At 61.8% G+C, this 14,143-nt stretch carries 11 protein-coding genes; 7 read left to right on the forward strand and 4 right to left on the reverse strand.

From position 1 onward, the window contains the following. Window positions 1-34: 34 nt before the first annotated feature. Window positions 35-2,209, reverse strand: a complete 2,175-nt coding sequence (locus tag EOA13_RS03995) for an alpha-ketoacid dehydrogenase subunit alpha/beta (protein WP_127289857.1) — start codon at window positions 2,207-2,209, stop codon at window positions 35-37. 345 nt (window positions 2,210-2,554) lie between these two features. Here EOA13_RS03995 and EOA13_RS04000 point away from each other — a divergent pair, with 345 nt between their 5' ends. Both EOA13_RS04000 and EOA13_RS04005 read left to right on the forward strand, forming a co-directional pair. Continuing rightward, entirely contained in the window at window positions 2,555-2,836 is a 282-nt protein-coding gene (locus EOA13_RS04000) for a type II toxin-antitoxin system ParD family antitoxin (RefSeq protein WP_127289859.1), read from the forward strand. Continuing rightward, on the forward strand, window positions 2,833-3,132 hold the full coding sequence (locus EOA13_RS04005; RefSeq protein ID WP_127289861.1) for a type II toxin-antitoxin system RelE/ParE family toxin: 300 nt from the start codon (window positions 2,833-2,835) through the stop codon (window positions 3,130-3,132). The genes EOA13_RS04000 and EOA13_RS04005 overlap by 4 nt, the downstream gene beginning before the upstream one ends. A 46-nt stretch (window positions 3,133-3,178) precedes the next feature. On the opposite strand, the gene EOA13_RS04010 is transcribed toward EOA13_RS04005, so the two are convergent. After that, window positions 3,179-3,958 carry a LuxR C-terminal-related transcriptional regulator gene (locus EOA13_RS04010; protein ID WP_127289863.1) on the reverse strand — a complete coding sequence of 260 codons (780 nt, stop codon included), beginning with the start codon at window positions 3,956-3,958 and terminating at the stop codon, window positions 3,179-3,181. Between the two features lie 141 nt (window positions 3,959-4,099). Here EOA13_RS04010 and EOA13_RS04015 point away from each other — a divergent pair, with 141 nt between their 5' ends. The 5 genes from EOA13_RS04015 to EOA13_RS04035 all read left to right on the forward strand — a co-directional run bounded on the left by EOA13_RS04015 (window position 4,100) and on the right by EOA13_RS04035 (window position 11,369). Next, window positions 4,100-6,229: a hydantoinase/oxoprolinase family protein gene (locus tag EOA13_RS04015; protein WP_127290115.1), complete on the forward strand. Its 2,130-nt coding sequence runs from the start codon at window positions 4,100-4,102 to the stop codon at window positions 6,227-6,229. Between the two features lie 13 nt (window positions 6,230-6,242). Further along, on the forward strand, window positions 6,243-8,447 hold the full coding sequence (locus EOA13_RS04020; RefSeq protein ID WP_127289865.1) for a hydantoinase B/oxoprolinase family protein: 2,205 nt from the start codon (window positions 6,243-6,245) through the stop codon (window positions 8,445-8,447). Further along, window positions 8,444-8,938 (forward strand): acetone carboxylase subunit gamma, encoded by a 495-nt coding sequence (locus EOA13_RS04025; protein ID WP_127289867.1) that lies wholly within the window; start codon window positions 8,444-8,446, stop codon window positions 8,936-8,938. The genes EOA13_RS04020 and EOA13_RS04025 overlap by 4 nt, the downstream gene beginning before the upstream one ends. Window positions 8,939-9,026: 88 nt before the next feature. Continuing rightward, on the forward strand, window positions 9,027-9,854 hold the full coding sequence (locus EOA13_RS04030) for an SDR family NAD(P)-dependent oxidoreductase (RefSeq protein ID WP_127289869.1): 828 nt from the start codon (window positions 9,027-9,029) through the stop codon (window positions 9,852-9,854). A gap of 201 nt (window positions 9,855-10,055) precedes the next feature. Beyond that, window positions 10,056-11,369: an O-antigen ligase gene (locus EOA13_RS04035; RefSeq protein ID WP_127289871.1), complete on the forward strand. Its 1,314-nt coding sequence runs from the start codon at window positions 10,056-10,058 to the stop codon at window positions 11,367-11,369. Between the two features lie 355 nt (window positions 11,370-11,724). Here EOA13_RS04035 and EOA13_RS04040 read toward each other — a convergent pair whose 3' ends face one another. Both EOA13_RS04040 and EOA13_RS04045 read right to left on the reverse strand, forming a co-directional pair. Then, the gene (locus EOA13_RS04040) at window positions 11,725-12,993 is read right to left on the reverse strand and encodes a polysaccharide biosynthesis/export family protein (RefSeq protein ID WP_164779980.1); all 1,269 of its coding nucleotides are present in this window, start codon (window positions 12,991-12,993) and stop codon (window positions 11,725-11,727) included. 100 nt (window positions 12,994-13,093) lie between these two features. Next, window positions 13,094-13,771, reverse strand: a complete 678-nt coding sequence (locus EOA13_RS04045; protein ID WP_023811581.1) for a sugar transferase — start codon at window positions 13,769-13,771, stop codon at window positions 13,094-13,096. Window positions 13,772-14,143: the final 372 nt, after the last annotated feature.

Genomic DNA, 14,143 nt, shown 5'->3' on the forward strand with positions numbered 1-14,143 from the left:
TTCTTGTCGGATCGTTGTGGCAAATGCGTTCGCTCTATCCACCCACGGCAGTGAGGGATTGAAGCGCGGCCTTGAGCTTTTCAGCGCCGCCCAGTGCGGCGCGGTTGAGCGGTGCCGATACGACGGGAGCTGAGAGGCTTCCCGTCACATGCAGGATCTCGTGATCGAGATAATCGAACGCGCGATCCTGAATCTCTTGTGTCAGTCGTCCGCCAAGCGACAGCCCACGCTGCACCTGTTCGATGACGGCCACCCGATTGGTCTTGCGGACAGAGGCTTCCACCAGTGGCCAGTCGAGCCCGGTAGGATCGAGGCTGCGCAGGTCGATAATCTCGGCATCGATGCCGGTCTCCTCGACCGCCTGGCTGGCGACGGCAACCATGCTGGCACTGGTGAGCAGTGTGCAGGCGCTGCCCGGCCTGACGATCTTCGCCTTGCCGAGCCGCACGCAATAGTCGCGGTCTTCCGCAGGCACAGGGCCTTCGCTCGGGAACAGCTCGACATGCTCGATGACGACGACCGGATCGTCGCATTTCAGCGCTGAATTCATCAGGCCGATATAGTCGAAGGGCGTCGTCGGCGCGACGATGCGCCAGCCGGGAAACAGGGCGAACAGGCCGGACGGATCGCCCGAATGCTGCGAGCCGTAGCCGGTGTGCGGCGAGATGCGCACCCTGACCACGATCGGCACCGGAAAGCCGCCGCCGAACATGTGCCGCACCTTGCTGACCGCGTTGAACAACTGATCGGCGGCAACCAGGCAGAAGTCGCCGAACATGATCTCGACGATCGGCCGCAAGCCGCAAAGCGCTGCACCCAGCGCCACGCCGACAAAACCGTTCTCGGCGATCGGCATCGCCAGCACGCGCTCCGGCCAGCGTTCCAGCGCACCCTTTGTGGCGCCCGAAACGCCGCCGCGCAGCCGGTGTACATCCTCGCCCATGATAATGATGCGCGGGTCCTGCTCCATGGCGCGCGCAATCACCTCGGACGCGGCAACCATGAACTTGACCGGCCTGGTGTCGGCCGGCGGCACGTCCTCGATCTCGAGGAAACGCTCGCCCTTCAGTTCGGAAAGATCGCCGCGGATCTGGTTGTCGACGTCGCTTGGGTCCGGCCACAGATGGTCAGGAATGCGCAGCGCGTTGCCGCTCATCTCGGTCAGGGAATCGGCAGCGGTGTTGACCACCTCCATGACGCGCTGGTCGAGTGTGCCGAGGTCCGAAGCGTTCAGGATGCCCATCGTCTTCAGGCGAGTGGCCATCGTGACCAGTGGATCGCGCGCCTTCCAGGCGTCTTCTTCGGCCCGCGTGCGGTAGCCGAATTCGCTGCCCGGGCGGGCGCCGCTCTGGTGTAAAAACCGGTAGCAAAGCGCCTCGACCAGCACTGGGCCGCCGTCTTCCTCGATCGCCCGGCGCGCCTCGCGCATGGCGTGATGGACCGCCACCACATCCATGCCGTCGCATTCGATGCCGCGAAAGCCGAGCATAGGTCCGCGCGAGGCCAGCCGCGTCTCGCGCGTCTGCTCATTGATGTGCGTCGAGACCGCATAGAGATTGTTTTCGGCAAAGAAGATCACCGGCAGCCGGTAGAGCGCGGCGATGTTCATCGCCTCATAGGCCGGCCCCGCCATCATCGTGCCGTCACCGAAGAAGGCAACCGAGACGGTGCCGGTGCCGAGCAGCTTGTCGGCGAGCGCATAGCCCGCCGCATGCGGCAGGTTGCCACCGATGATGGCGCTGGTGCCTGGAATCCCCGAGCCATCGTCGCGCATATGCATCGAGCCGCCACGGCCGCCGCAATAGCCTGACTTGAGGCCCATGATCTCGGCCATCAGGCCGCGCACCGAGCCCTGCATGTCCGGGTTGAAAGCGTCATGCAGCGGGTCGAATCCGCCGGGCGTCTGCGCGTTGACGAGCTTGGCCAGCACCTGATGATGGGCACGGTGGGTGCCGTTGATGCGGTCGCCGGTGCCGAGCACGGACATGGCGCCCACCGCCGTCGCCTCCTGGCCGATGCTGGCATGCGCCGGACCATGCACCAGCCCGGCATTGGCGAGATCTAGCACCTTTTCCTCGAAACGGCGGATGAGCAGCATCTGGTGATACCAGCGCACCAGGCCCGAAACCTCGGCGTCGTTCCAGTCCGAATCATCGACGTCTAGCCGCAACCAAGGCGCCGATGGCTGGATCGATGTCTGCTGGACCATGTCAGCTATTTCCGTTCTGGTAGATGATATATCAAATATTTTTTCAGTCGATTGCGGCCGGCCATTTTTTTCCTGAACACGGACCTAGCTTTGGACGCTCTGAACAAATGGAATTAAATTTCATTTTCTGCGAAGCAGAGACTAAGCCGGGACGGCGCGGCTCCGCAAGAGGAATTTTGAGGCGCGCTTTCGGGTCATTCTAACTCTTGAAACCGAATGCCAGATTGCGGTGAAAGCAACATCCTTAAGCAAGCATGTCGGCATCCTCGCCGGATGACGGCGTCAGATTTCAGGTGCGACTCTGCGTCGGTATGATATAATCACACCGACGTTATAGGAGAAATCATGGCCGCTACCGAAAAACGCACCTTCAGCCTGCCAGCAGAGCAGGCTGCTTTCATCGACCATCTCGTGAAATCGGGAACCTATGCGACCAGCAGCGAAGTGATCCGCGCCGGGCTTCGCGCCCTGCAGGAGCGCGACGCAGCCGTAGAGCGCTGGCTCCGCGACGAAGTCGTGCCGACTTATGACAGATGGAAGGCAGATCCTTCTCAAGTGATCCCAGCCGACCAGGGTTTTGACAGTATCCGCGCTCATCACGCTGCCCGTCTCAAGGGGGATGTGTGAAGCGCCGGCATGTTGTTCTGTTGCCGGAAGCCCTAGCGGACTTACGATGGATATACGACACCATTGAGATCGCTGCCGGCAACGTCACAGCCATACGCTATATCGAACGGCTCGAGGCCTACTGCTTGGGTCTCGATTACGCATCGAAGCGCGGAACACGCCGTGACGATCTGCGGCCAGGGCTTCGGATCATCGGTTTCGAGCGCCGTGTGACGGTGACCTTTACCGTGGAATCCGACCAAGTGGTGATTTTGCGCGTGTTCTATGGCGGCGCCAATTGGGAGGATGAGCTCTAATCCGCAGCGGGAGAGAACAGTAACCGCTTGGCTGTCCGAACCCCACCTACCGCTCCGCTCGGTGTTGAAAAAACTGCAAAAACAATTCACGCTCCGTGGTGATGTCGAGCTTCTCGTAGATGCGCCGGCGATGGTTCTTGACCGTGCCGACGGTGATGCCGAGGCGTTCGGCGATGTTGGCCGTCGGGTGACCGGCGAGGATCAGTTGGACCAACTCTCGCTCGCGCAGCGACAGCTCCGGCCACAGGCTGGCCGGGATCGTCGGCTCCTGCCGGGGCGAGGCGCCGGGGCCGGTCGGCGCCGACGTGCGGGAGAACTCGGCTCCCCGCGCTTTGATGTCGAGCGCATGCAGCGCTGCAAATACCGGCAGCCGCTCATCCAGCAGGGCAATCTCGCTATCCTTGAATGACGTGGTCGAGCGGTCGAGGAAGATGCCGAGGCACCAGTCGCCGCCATCAGCCAGCATGATGCCGACCTCGTCGCAGATTTCCGACTGCGCCAGGAAGCCGGCTATGTACTGGCCGCGTTTGGCCTCGTCGCCGGCGAGCCGTTTCAGCGGCATGATGCCCAGCCTTCGCTCGCGCCGCCACGAGGCATAGAACGGGTCGAAGACGTAGTAGTTGTCGAGATAGCGCCGGACCATTTCATCCGAGAAGCGTCGGTGCTTGATGAATTCCGGCGTCTGCGTCGCCGAATAGCGCGTCACCGTAACGAGATCGTGCTCGATATCCGCGCCGATCAGGTCGATCAGGCAGTCGACATGCCTGTCGGTGCCGGTGGCGGCGATCGCCCTGGCGAGCGGCGCCCAAATATTGCCCATGCGCATGCCCTTTTCTCGGCGATGTCAGCCCAGCCGTCATTGTGTCTTTAGGCATATGGCGCGAGGCCGCCCATCGAATCTAGCCTTGCGTCAACCTAGACCAGATCCGAGGCGACCGTGACCCAGCCAAACCTGACCAGTCCAATCATTGGCAATCCAATCGTCATCGGTATCGACGCCGGCGGCACCATGACCGACACGATCCTTGTCGATCAGGACGGCCACTTCAAGATCGGCAAGTCGGCGACCACGCCGAAGAACGAAGCCGAAGGTTTTCTCGCGTCTGCCGAGGATGCGGCGGATGCCTGGGGCATCTCGCTGGAATCATTGTTTTCCGGCGTCAACGTCGTGCTCTATTCCGGCACCGGCATGCTCAACACACTGTTGTCGCGCACCGGCCGCAGGCTCGGCCTGATCACCACCAAGGGCCTCGAGGACATGATCCTGATGGGCCGAGGGCTGCAGGCCTGGGCCGACTATTCCTACGCCGACCGGCTGCATGCGGTCACCCATCATCACCCCGATCCGCTGGTGCCGCGCCGCCGCACGCATGGCGTCACCGAGCGAATCGACCAGTTCGGCGACATCGTGCTGCCGCTCTACGAACACGAGGTCTCCGCCGCCGCGAAAAAACTGATCGCCGACAAGGTCGAGGCGATCTGCATCATGACCATCTTCTCGCACGTCAATCCGGTGCACGAGAAGCGCATCGCCGAGATCTGCCGCGCGGAGGTCGACAAGGCCGGCGCCGACATCATCGTCTACACCAGCCATGAGGTCCGCCCGGTCATCCGCGAGCAGTCGCGGCTGAACTCCGTGCTGATCGAAGCCTACGCCACCTCGCGTGGCCGCAAGCAGCTTAGGGGTATCGAGGACGTCTCGAAGAAATACGGCTTCAAATATGGCGTGCAGACGCTGCTCTCCTTCGGCGGCCTGACCTCGATCAACCATCCGCGCCTGCATGAAACCATGATCTCCGGCCCGATTGGCGGCATTCTGGGCGCTGCCTATGTGGGCAAGCTGATCGGCAATGATTCGCTGATCTGCTCGGATATGGGCGGTACCTCCTTCGACATGGGCGTCATCACGCGCGGCCAGACGCGGATCGAGAACGAGCCGCTGATGGACCGTTTCAAGCTCAACGTGCCGACGTTGCATCTCGACACGATCGGCGCCGGCGCCGGCATGATCCTCAAGGTCGATCCCCTGACCAGGAAGGTCTCGCTTGGGCCGGAAAGCGCCGGCTCCGATCCCGGCCCGATCTGCTTCGATCGCGGCGGCACCGAACCGACCATCGCCGATTGCGACGCCATTCTCGGCCGGCTGAACCCGCACTATTTCCTTGGCGGCAAGGTCGTGCTGCAGGTCGAAAAGGCCCGCCGCGCCTTCCAGGAGAAATGCTCCGACATCCTTGGCGTCGGGCTGGAGGAAGCCGCCGAAGGCATGATCGACATGCTGGAGTCCGATGCCAACAACGCGTTGCGCCGGGTCATCTCGGGTCAAGGCATCCACCCCTCTGAGTTCACGCTGCTGTCCTATGGCGGCTCCGGCCCGTTGCATCTGGCCGGCTGCTCCAGGGGCATCGGCTTCAAGGACATCATCACCTTCCAGTTCGCGGCCGCCTTCTCCGCCTTCGGCTGCACCACGGCCGATTTCATGCGCCGGCATTCCGTCTCGACGCAGCACGACATCCCGCCACGCGCCAACGAGGCGACGCTTGCCGCATTCGGCGCCAAGGTCGCCACTGTCTGGGACGACCTGACCAGGGCCGCGGTCGACGAGATGATCGCCGACGGCCATGCCAGGGAGAAGATCAGGACCGTGCCGTTCCTGATGATGCGCTACACCGGCCAGCTCGAGGACGTCGAGGTCATGGCGCCGCTTGCCAAGGTCGATTCGGCCGACGACATGCGCAGGGTTCTCGACGAGTTCGAGGCGGTCTATGCCAAGGTCAACCATCGCGTGTCGCGCTATGGCGAAGCCGGCTTCACCATCACCGAACTCGGGCTGATCGCCACCGCTGACAAGGTCAAGCCGGTGCTGCTCAAGCGACCCCTCGGCGCTTCCAATCCTGCTTCCGCCCACAAGGGTGTGCGCGAGGCGTATATCGGTGGGCGCTGGCACAAGGCCAATCTCTACGAGATGGACCTTTTGCAGCCCGGCCATGAAGTCATCGGCCCGGCCATCATCGAACATCCCGCCACCACGCTCGTCGTTCATCCGCAGGACCGCGTCCATGTCGATGAATGGACGTTGCTGCACTACACCCACGCTTGAGAGGGCGACCGCCATGTTGGACAAACCTGCCTCGGCCCTGCGCCTTCGCGAAAGGTTGCTCGATTCCGAGCGGCTGATGGAGGAGACCGGTTGCTATGACGGCATCACCGAACTCACGCTGCGCAACCAGGATCCGCTGAAATTCGAGACGCTGCACACCAAGCTGCGCGCCTATTGCGTCTCGGCACGCGAAATGGCCCGCCGCATCTCGGCTTCGCCCGGCGTGCGAGAGGTCGGCGAAATGGTGGTCGCCATCTACACGCCCGAGGGCGACGCCATCGCGCTCTCCAACGGCATCATGGTGCACGTCCATACGATGAGCCGCTTCATCAAATGGATGATCAAGAACAATTACGAGGAAAACCCGCGCATCCGCGAAGGCGACATCTTCGCCAACAACGATGCCTTCATAGGCACCGTGCAGGTGCCCGACGTGATGGACGTCGTGCCGATCTTCCATGAAGGCACGCTGGTCGGCTGGGCCGGCGCTGTCTGCCACGAGTTGGAAGCCGGCGGCATCACCCCTGGCGGCGACGTGTGTCTGGCGCAGGAGCGCTTCACCGAGGGTCTGTTCGTCTGCGCCGAGAAGATCGGCGAGAACGACGAGATCCGCCGCGACTACGTCATCCGCTGCGAGCGCAATCTGCGCATGCCGATCTACTGGGTGCTCGACGAAAAGGCCAAGGTCGCCTCCTGCATCGACATGCGCGAAAGCGTCAAGCAGCTCATCTCCGAGATCGGCCTCGACTACTGGATGAAGGTGTCGAAGGAGTTCATCGAGGAGGGCCGTCGCGCCCAGCTCGCCCGCACCCGCCAGCTCACCGTGCCCGGCATCTATCGCGGCCACACTTTTTACGGCCACGTCACGGCGGGAAAGCCCGGCTTCCAGCTACTCGGCGACCCCGACTGGCTCTACAACATCCCGATCGAGATGGAGATCACCACCGACGGCAAGATCACCATGGACTTCGAGGGCACGCAGCCCTGGGGCTACCATTCGATGAACTGCACGCCGGCCGGCATGGATGGCGGCATGTTCGTGACGCTGACCCAGCACATGAATTTCGAAGGGCTGGTCAATGACGGCGCCTGGATGGCGACCGAACTGAAACTGCCGCACGGCACCTGGACCAACCCCGACAACGAGATGGTGGCGACCGCCACCTCATGGGCTTTGCTGCTGCCGGCCTATGGCGTCTTCCAGCGGCTTTTGTCGCGCAGTTTTGTCGCGCGCGGCTTTGTCGAGGAGGCCTTTGTCGGTCAGGTCAACAGCCCGATGATCGAGATGGGGGGCGAAAGCCAATACGGCACGCCTTTCGGCATGGCGCATTTCGAATGCGCCGCCGCCGGCTCCGGCGCGCTCGCCATCAAGGATGGTCTCGACACCGCCTATGTCGGCTGGAATCCGGAATCCGACATGGGCAACATCGAGGTCTGGGAACAGTCGATGCCGATGGTCTATATCGGCCGCTCGATCGTGCCCAACTCCGGCGGCGCCGGCAAATATCGCGGCGGCTGTTCCTTCGTCTCGACCTGGCTGATCAACAAGACGTCGCATCTGCGGCTCCACACCTCCGAACATTCTTCGCGCGTGTTCGACAATGGCGGCATGTGCGGCGGTTATCCGGCGCCGACCTGCCAGAAGCATCGCGCCGTGCGCAACTCAGACATTCACGAACTGGCGGCAAAAGGCGAACCGCTGGCGCATACGCCCGGCATCGATCCGCATGTCTCCGACTACGAGCGGAACATCGGTGGCGACCATGTCGTGGTCGAGGGCCCCTACATCACCTCGCCGCACAAGTCCGGCGACATCTTCAGCCATTCCTACAATGGCGGCGGCGGTTACGGCGACGTTCTAGAGCGCGATCCGATCAAGACGGCCTGGGATGTCGAGAACGGCTTTCTCACCCGGCAAGCGGCGGACCAGGTGTTCGGCATCGTGCTGAAGGACGATGAGGACGGTTATCCCATCGCCGATATCGACGCCACGGTCGAGCGCCGCGCCGCCATGCGCAAGCAGCGTCTGGCGAAAGCAGTACCGGTGGCGGATTGGATCGCCAAGGAGCGCGGCCGCGTCGAAAAGGCCGATTTCGCCCCCGAGGTGAAGAAAATGTACGCCAGCGCGATCAAGCTGTCGCCGCGCTTCACCAGCGAATTCAGCGAGTTCTGGAACGTCGATGCCAGATCGATCTTCATGCCGGGAGCAAAACCATGACCTCGTACAGCAAGGAAGTCCTGGGCGATCTGGCCGCAGGCAAGCTGCCTTGGCCACAGACAAGGCGGATCATGAGTGCCTACAAGGACGATGACCGTTTCTTCAAGATGGTTGCCGTCTATCAGGATCGCGTTGCCTGGACCGACCCGATCCTGCTGCCGGTCTCGGACCATCTGTTCATCTGCCAGAGCGGCGATGAGCGCATTACCCGCTGCGAATGCGGCCACTCCTTCGGCGACTATCGCAAGAGCTGGAAGCTGAAGGCTGCGATCAACGTCCGCAACACCGAGGAGGCTTTGCGCGAAATCTACCCGAACAGCGATCTCCCCGATCCCGAATGGATGGAAATCCGCGAGTTCATCTGTCCGCAATGCGGCACGCTGCACGAGGTGGAAGCGGCGGCCCCCGGTTATCCCATCGTCCACGATTTCGAGCCCGACCTCGAAGGCTTCTATCGCGAATGGTTAGGTAAACCGCTCCAGCAAACATGAAACGCTGGCGATGGAGGCTGCGCCGGTGTGATTGCCAAATCCGGTCAGGCCTGATTGCCTGCCCGGAACGAAGTGGAGACCGTGCGCCATGAACAACCTTTCCGGCCGTAGCGCCATCGTTACCGGTGGGTTCTCGGGCATGGGCTTTGCCATTGCCACGGCTTTGGCTGAAGCCGGCGCCAACGTTGCCGTCGGCTCCTACATCGCGCCGTCCGGCGCCGACAGGTCCGACGCCGCTTACTATCCCGGCGCGGACGAAATCGAGCGCGTGCGTGCGGCCCTTGCCGCCCACGGAACGAGGGTTCACGCCGCTCATCTCGACGTGCGCGACAGCGACGTCACCAATCGATTCGCGGCTGACGCCGAGGCGGCCATCGGCCCCGCCGACATCCTGGTCAATGCCGCTGGGACGACCGCGGAGCAGCCGGTCTGCGGTCATTCCGATGCGTTATGGGACAAGATCGTCGATACCAACCTGACGGGCGCCTTCCGCGTCACGCGTGCGGTACTGCCGGGCATGATCGAACGCGGCTGGGGCCGCATCGTCAACATCGGCTCAACCGCCGCCTCGGTCGGCTGGAAGGACAACCCAGCCTACTGCGCGTCCAAGGCCGGCCTTCTCGGCCTCACACGCTGCGTGGCGCTGGAAGGGGCAGCCCATGGCGTCACCTGCGTCATGATCAGCCCGACCTGGGTCGAGACCGAACTGATGCGCCGCAATGTGGCGCAGGTCGTCGAGCGCGAAGGCAAGGGGCGCACCGCTGAGGAAGCGATGGCCGAGATCGCCAAAGGCAACCCGCAGCAGCGCATGCTGCAGCCGCAGGAGATTGCGGCTCTGGCGGTATTCCTGTGCTCGGATCTCGCCAAGGGCATCACCATGGAGAACATCCAGATCACCGGCGGAGCGCTTTGGTAGCGTCTCGGACGCGCAACCAGCTGATCTCTCCGCAGATGCCTCGCTGTAAGACAAGGTGACCGGATTTGCCATTGAGCGCCGGGCGCAATAGGTTATATTGCACTGCACAATGGAGACGCCGTTTATTGCACGCCCATATTTGCGAAGATTCCGGCCGGCTCATGGCTTGCCGGCCCTGGGTCGTGTCGGCGGGACTCTGAGATGAAGATTCCAAAGTCCCTGCTGATCGATCCCGAGAAGAATTCGGTCTATGGCGCCTTTGCCGTAGTCGTCTCGATCTGGGCGTTTTCCTATTCGGTCATTTTCGGCCAGGTGCTGATCCTGGCCTACTATGCGGTCTGGCTTCCGCTCATCCTGGTCGACTACCGGCGGTTTTTGCGACATCTGTCCAGCGCCTGGCTGCCGCTGCTGTTTGCGGCCTATGTCTGCTTCTCGGTTTTCTGGTCGCAGGCTCCCGGCGTCACCGCAAGGACGTCGGTCCAGTATTTTTCCCATATTGCCTGCGCCTACATAGCTGCGCGCACCGTCAGCGTGCGCACGTTGACCATAGGGGCGCTGGTCGGGATATTCGTCGTCCTTCTCTATTCTGTGAAGGTCGGGAATTATTCCGAGGATGTCCTCGACGGCACCGTGAACTTCGTCGGCGCCTTCGCCTCCAAGAATCAGATCGGCTTTGTCGGCTCGCTTGGCATCTATTTTTGCGTTGTCTTCCTTGCATTCTACAGACGCGGCCGGCTGAGCTTCATACTGGCGGTGCCCGTCGTGCTGCTGTCGGCCTATGTACTGGTCGCCTCGCATTCCGCCACCTCGATGGCCTCGATACCCGCGGTTCTGGCGCTGGTGGCGCTTCTTGCGATGAGCAAACTTCTGTCACGCCGCTATCGCCGGGTCATCTTCCTGATCGGCGCCGGCCTGCTGGTCGTGACGGCCTTCGTTGCCTTGAATCTCGGGCTGATGGACTTCGTCCTCGGCCTCTTCGGCAAGGATTCGACGCTCACCGGGCGAACCTATCTTTGGGAGCAAGGCTGGAACACGGTGCAGAAATCGCCGATTCTCGGCGTCGGCTATGCCGCCTATTGGGTGCAGGGCTTCGCTGAAGCCGAGCGGCTGTGGAACGAATTCTACATCACCACCCGCACCGGCTTTCACTTCCACAACACCTACATCGAGGCCCTCGTCGAACTCGGCTTCGTCGGAGCGACGCTGGTGTCGCTGATCATGCTGCGCACGCTCTACGGCCACGTCTCGGCGGTGATCTTCAAGGCATGGCAGGCGGACTCGGTGATCCTTTTCGGCGTGATGGTGCTGCTGCTGATCCGCTCCTTCGTCGAGGTCGAGATTCTCAACCCCTATATCATGGGTTCTTTCCTGATGTATTTCAGCTTCTTCAAGCTGGCGCGGCTGCCCGTTACCCGCAGGCGGCGGTCGCCGCGTCCCGAGCCGGCTGACGCGGCCGGGGGCGAGGCTGACTGGCCTCGGCATGCCGGCCGTCCGGCGGTCGCCGATCAGGCGTGAGCTATCGGCTCGGGACCTGAAGTCGCGTCAATACAAATTCCCCTGATCGAAGGCTCAAGCAGGCCGGGCGCGAGGCGGGAAATCCATGCCTCCGCGAAATAGACTGAAACGCTGGATTGTCAGACTCGCGTGCTCCGAGCGACCAGGACGTCCGGCGCGCAGCTGTTACTGTCCAAAAGCCGTGCTCCAGAAGCGCCAGCGTGTCCGGCCGGCACTTCCAGTTACGGCGCCGCGAAAACCAATCTCAGAACGTGCAAATGGGAATATCCGCGGACCATCCGCTCACAGAAGGCGACGAGCGTATGAAGCGGTTCTGCATTTCTGTAAATGATGAACCGCTCAGCGCTTAGCAAGTCTACTGGCTGGCCAGCGGCGCCAGCTTGACCTTGATCACATCGCCAGGCAGCACCGGGGTTTCTTCCTTGGCGGCTATCTCGGTGGTCTTGCCATCGAGATTGCGCACCAGTGAATAGAGCAGGGTAGGTTGCTGATCGTTTGTTATAGCGGCCGCCATCGCGGGATCGCTGGCCTGGGCTATCAGGCCTTTCTGCATGTTCACCTTCAACGCGGCCTCGTTCAGGTCGGCTTCGGTCTGCTGCCGGTCAGTGGCGAGACTTGAACTCAAGGTGTTCTGGGCATCGATAGCATCCTGCTTCGCCTTGCTGATCGCCTGCTTGGCCGTGAGGATGGCGGTTTCGTAGTCCAGGATCTTGCCCTGCAGGTCGGCCACGGACTGGCGCGAATCCAGCAGACGGGCATTGGCGATCAGGCCCTTTTGCGCCAGCGGACCGATGCTGGCGAGTTGCTGCTGCGCCAGGTCGACCTGCTGCTGCTGATTGACGATCTTCTTCTGCAGCGATTCGATCTCGGACTCCAAGACACCTTTCAGATCGTCGAGCGCCTCGAGTTTCAGCTTCAGCGCCTTTTGGTCGGCCGTCAGGATCGTCATCTCGTCCGCGACGATGGCTGGCAGCCTTGGATCGCCCTCGACTTCCTTAGGCACGTCGAAACTCGCCTTGCCGGCCATGTCCGCATCGATGCGGGCGCGCCTGACGATCAGTCTAATGCGCTGGTCGTCGGAGATGTCGAACATGCCCTTGGCGGTGACAAGGTCCTTGCCGAGCTGGGGGCCGTAATCGGCGTTGCGCCTGATGCCGCCCGCGACGCTGATCGCCTTCAACACCGTCAGGTCTGGGACATAAGGAAATTGGCCTGGGTTCTGGACTTCGCCCGAAATGTAGAATGGCCTGAACTGCGCCATCTCGACCGAGGCTTCCGGTCGGTCTGACAAAGCGAGCTTTTTCTGCAAAGCCTCGCCGATCGCCGCCGCGATTTCGGACGTGGTCTTGCCGGATGCCGGCAACTCGCCGGCGAACGGCACCGACAGCGTACCGGATGGACCGACCGTGTACTCGCCATTCACCGCCGACCAGTCACGAAATGTGCCTTCGACGGTCTGCCATTCGGCGACGCGGATGGTGAGCTTGTCTTGCGAGCCGAGGCGATAGTCGCCGGCGGCGGCGGCGATGTGCGGGACGACGAGCGCCATGGCAAGGCATGTGGCCAGCAAACGCGCCCGCCGCAGCCGGCCGGAATCCGGGCCGCTGCGAAAGGCTTCGAACAAATCTGTTTTCAACTCAACGTTCCGATCCGCTATAGCCCCATCGCCCGATGAGCTTGCGTCGAATGGCCGATGCCAATGTCTGGCATTGGCCACCGGCCGGTCAGTAAGAACCGCGCGACATCCAGACGGCCGGGACGGTCTTGATGATGATGCGAACGTCCTCGAACAGCGACCAGTTCTCGACATAGTGGCGATCGAAGGCGACGCGGCTGTCATAGGACACATCGTTGCGGCCGCTGACTTGCCACAGGCCAGTCAGGCCCGGGCGGGATTTCAGGTAGTAGACGGCGGACGTGCCATAGATCTCCAGCTCGTCGCGCACGACCGGACGAGGGCCGACAAGGCTCATGTCGCCCTGCAGGATGTTGATGATCTGCGGCAGCTCGTCGAGGCTGAGTTTCCTCAGCACTGCTCCGACACGGGTAACGCGCGGATCGTTCTTCAGCTTGCGGGTGGCGATCCATTCCGCGTTGGCGTCCGGGTTGGTGGCGAGATAGGTTGCCAATACCCTGTCGCCGTCCGGAACCATGGTGCGGAACTTCAGGCAAGGAAAAATCCGCCCGCCGCGTCCAATTCGCCTGTGACCGTAGAAAATCGAGCCGCCGTCGGAAAACTTGACCAGCAGCGCTATCATGACAAACAGCGGGCTGAGTGCGATCAATCCAATCAGTGAACCGGCGATATCGAAGCTGCGTTTGAGCAAGCCGCCGATCGGTGGCGGAAAATCGATGTCAGCCTGCGAAAAGCTCGCCGTGGCCGACTTGGCAACGTCCCTCATGCCGTAAACTCCATGCGTTGAACGAATGGTTCAGCGCACGATACCAAAAAAATGTTGCAGCGCAACACACAATTTACCACCCCATTGAAATAGTCACGTCATGAATTGACTAAATAATAAGCTTGTCATGCACAAATTTCGGCGTATTTAGCACATTTGTGACAATAAATGGGCACGGCCGAAAAAATAGAGGCCTTTGTGGGGCCGTTTTTAGGCAGACCTACCTATCTGCTAGGGCAAGCTGCAAACTAGTGCTTTATCCTGCCCTGATGCATGGTGAAAACCGTATAAAATACTACTTGATATTGTCTATCTTACTGAAAATGCCGAGGAGAGGAGATCGGCTTAGCTCCCGTCGCGTGCATTGCAGCA

The sequence above is a fragment of the Mesorhizobium sp. M7A.F.Ca.US.011.01.1.1 genome, from assembly GCF_003998295.1.
In the GTDB taxonomy this organism is placed as follows: domain Bacteria; phylum Pseudomonadota; class Alphaproteobacteria; order Rhizobiales; family Rhizobiaceae; genus Mesorhizobium.

What these genes read in the sequence shown, in the direction of transcription:
- EOA13_RS04025 (WP_127289867.1), top strand. Translation starts at nt 8,444, where the DNA reads ATGACCTCGTACAGCAAGGAAGTCCTGGGCGATCTGGCCGCAGGCAAG.
- EOA13_RS03995 (WP_127289857.1), bottom strand. Translation starts at nt 2,209, where the DNA reads ATGGTCCAGCAGACATCGATCCAGCCATCGGCGCCTTGGTTGCGGCTA.
- EOA13_RS04000 (WP_127289859.1), top strand. Translation starts at nt 2,555, where the DNA reads ATGGCCGCTACCGAAAAACGCACCTTCAGCCTGCCAGCAGAGCAGGCT.
- EOA13_RS04035 (WP_127289871.1), top strand. Translation starts at nt 10,056, where the DNA reads ATGAAGATTCCAAAGTCCCTGCTGATCGATCCCGAGAAGAATTCGGTC.
- EOA13_RS04020 (WP_127289865.1), top strand. Translation starts at nt 6,243, where the DNA reads ATGTTGGACAAACCTGCCTCGGCCCTGCGCCTTCGCGAAAGGTTGCTC.
- EOA13_RS04030 (WP_127289869.1), top strand. Translation starts at nt 9,027, where the DNA reads ATGAACAACCTTTCCGGCCGTAGCGCCATCGTTACCGGTGGGTTCTCG.
- EOA13_RS04010 (WP_127289863.1), bottom strand. Translation starts at nt 3,958, where the DNA reads ATGCGCATGGGCAATATTTGGGCGCCGCTCGCCAGGGCGATCGCCGCC.
- EOA13_RS04045 (WP_023811581.1), bottom strand. Translation starts at nt 13,771, where the DNA reads ATGAGGGACGTTGCCAAGTCGGCCACGGCGAGCTTTTCGCAGGCTGAC.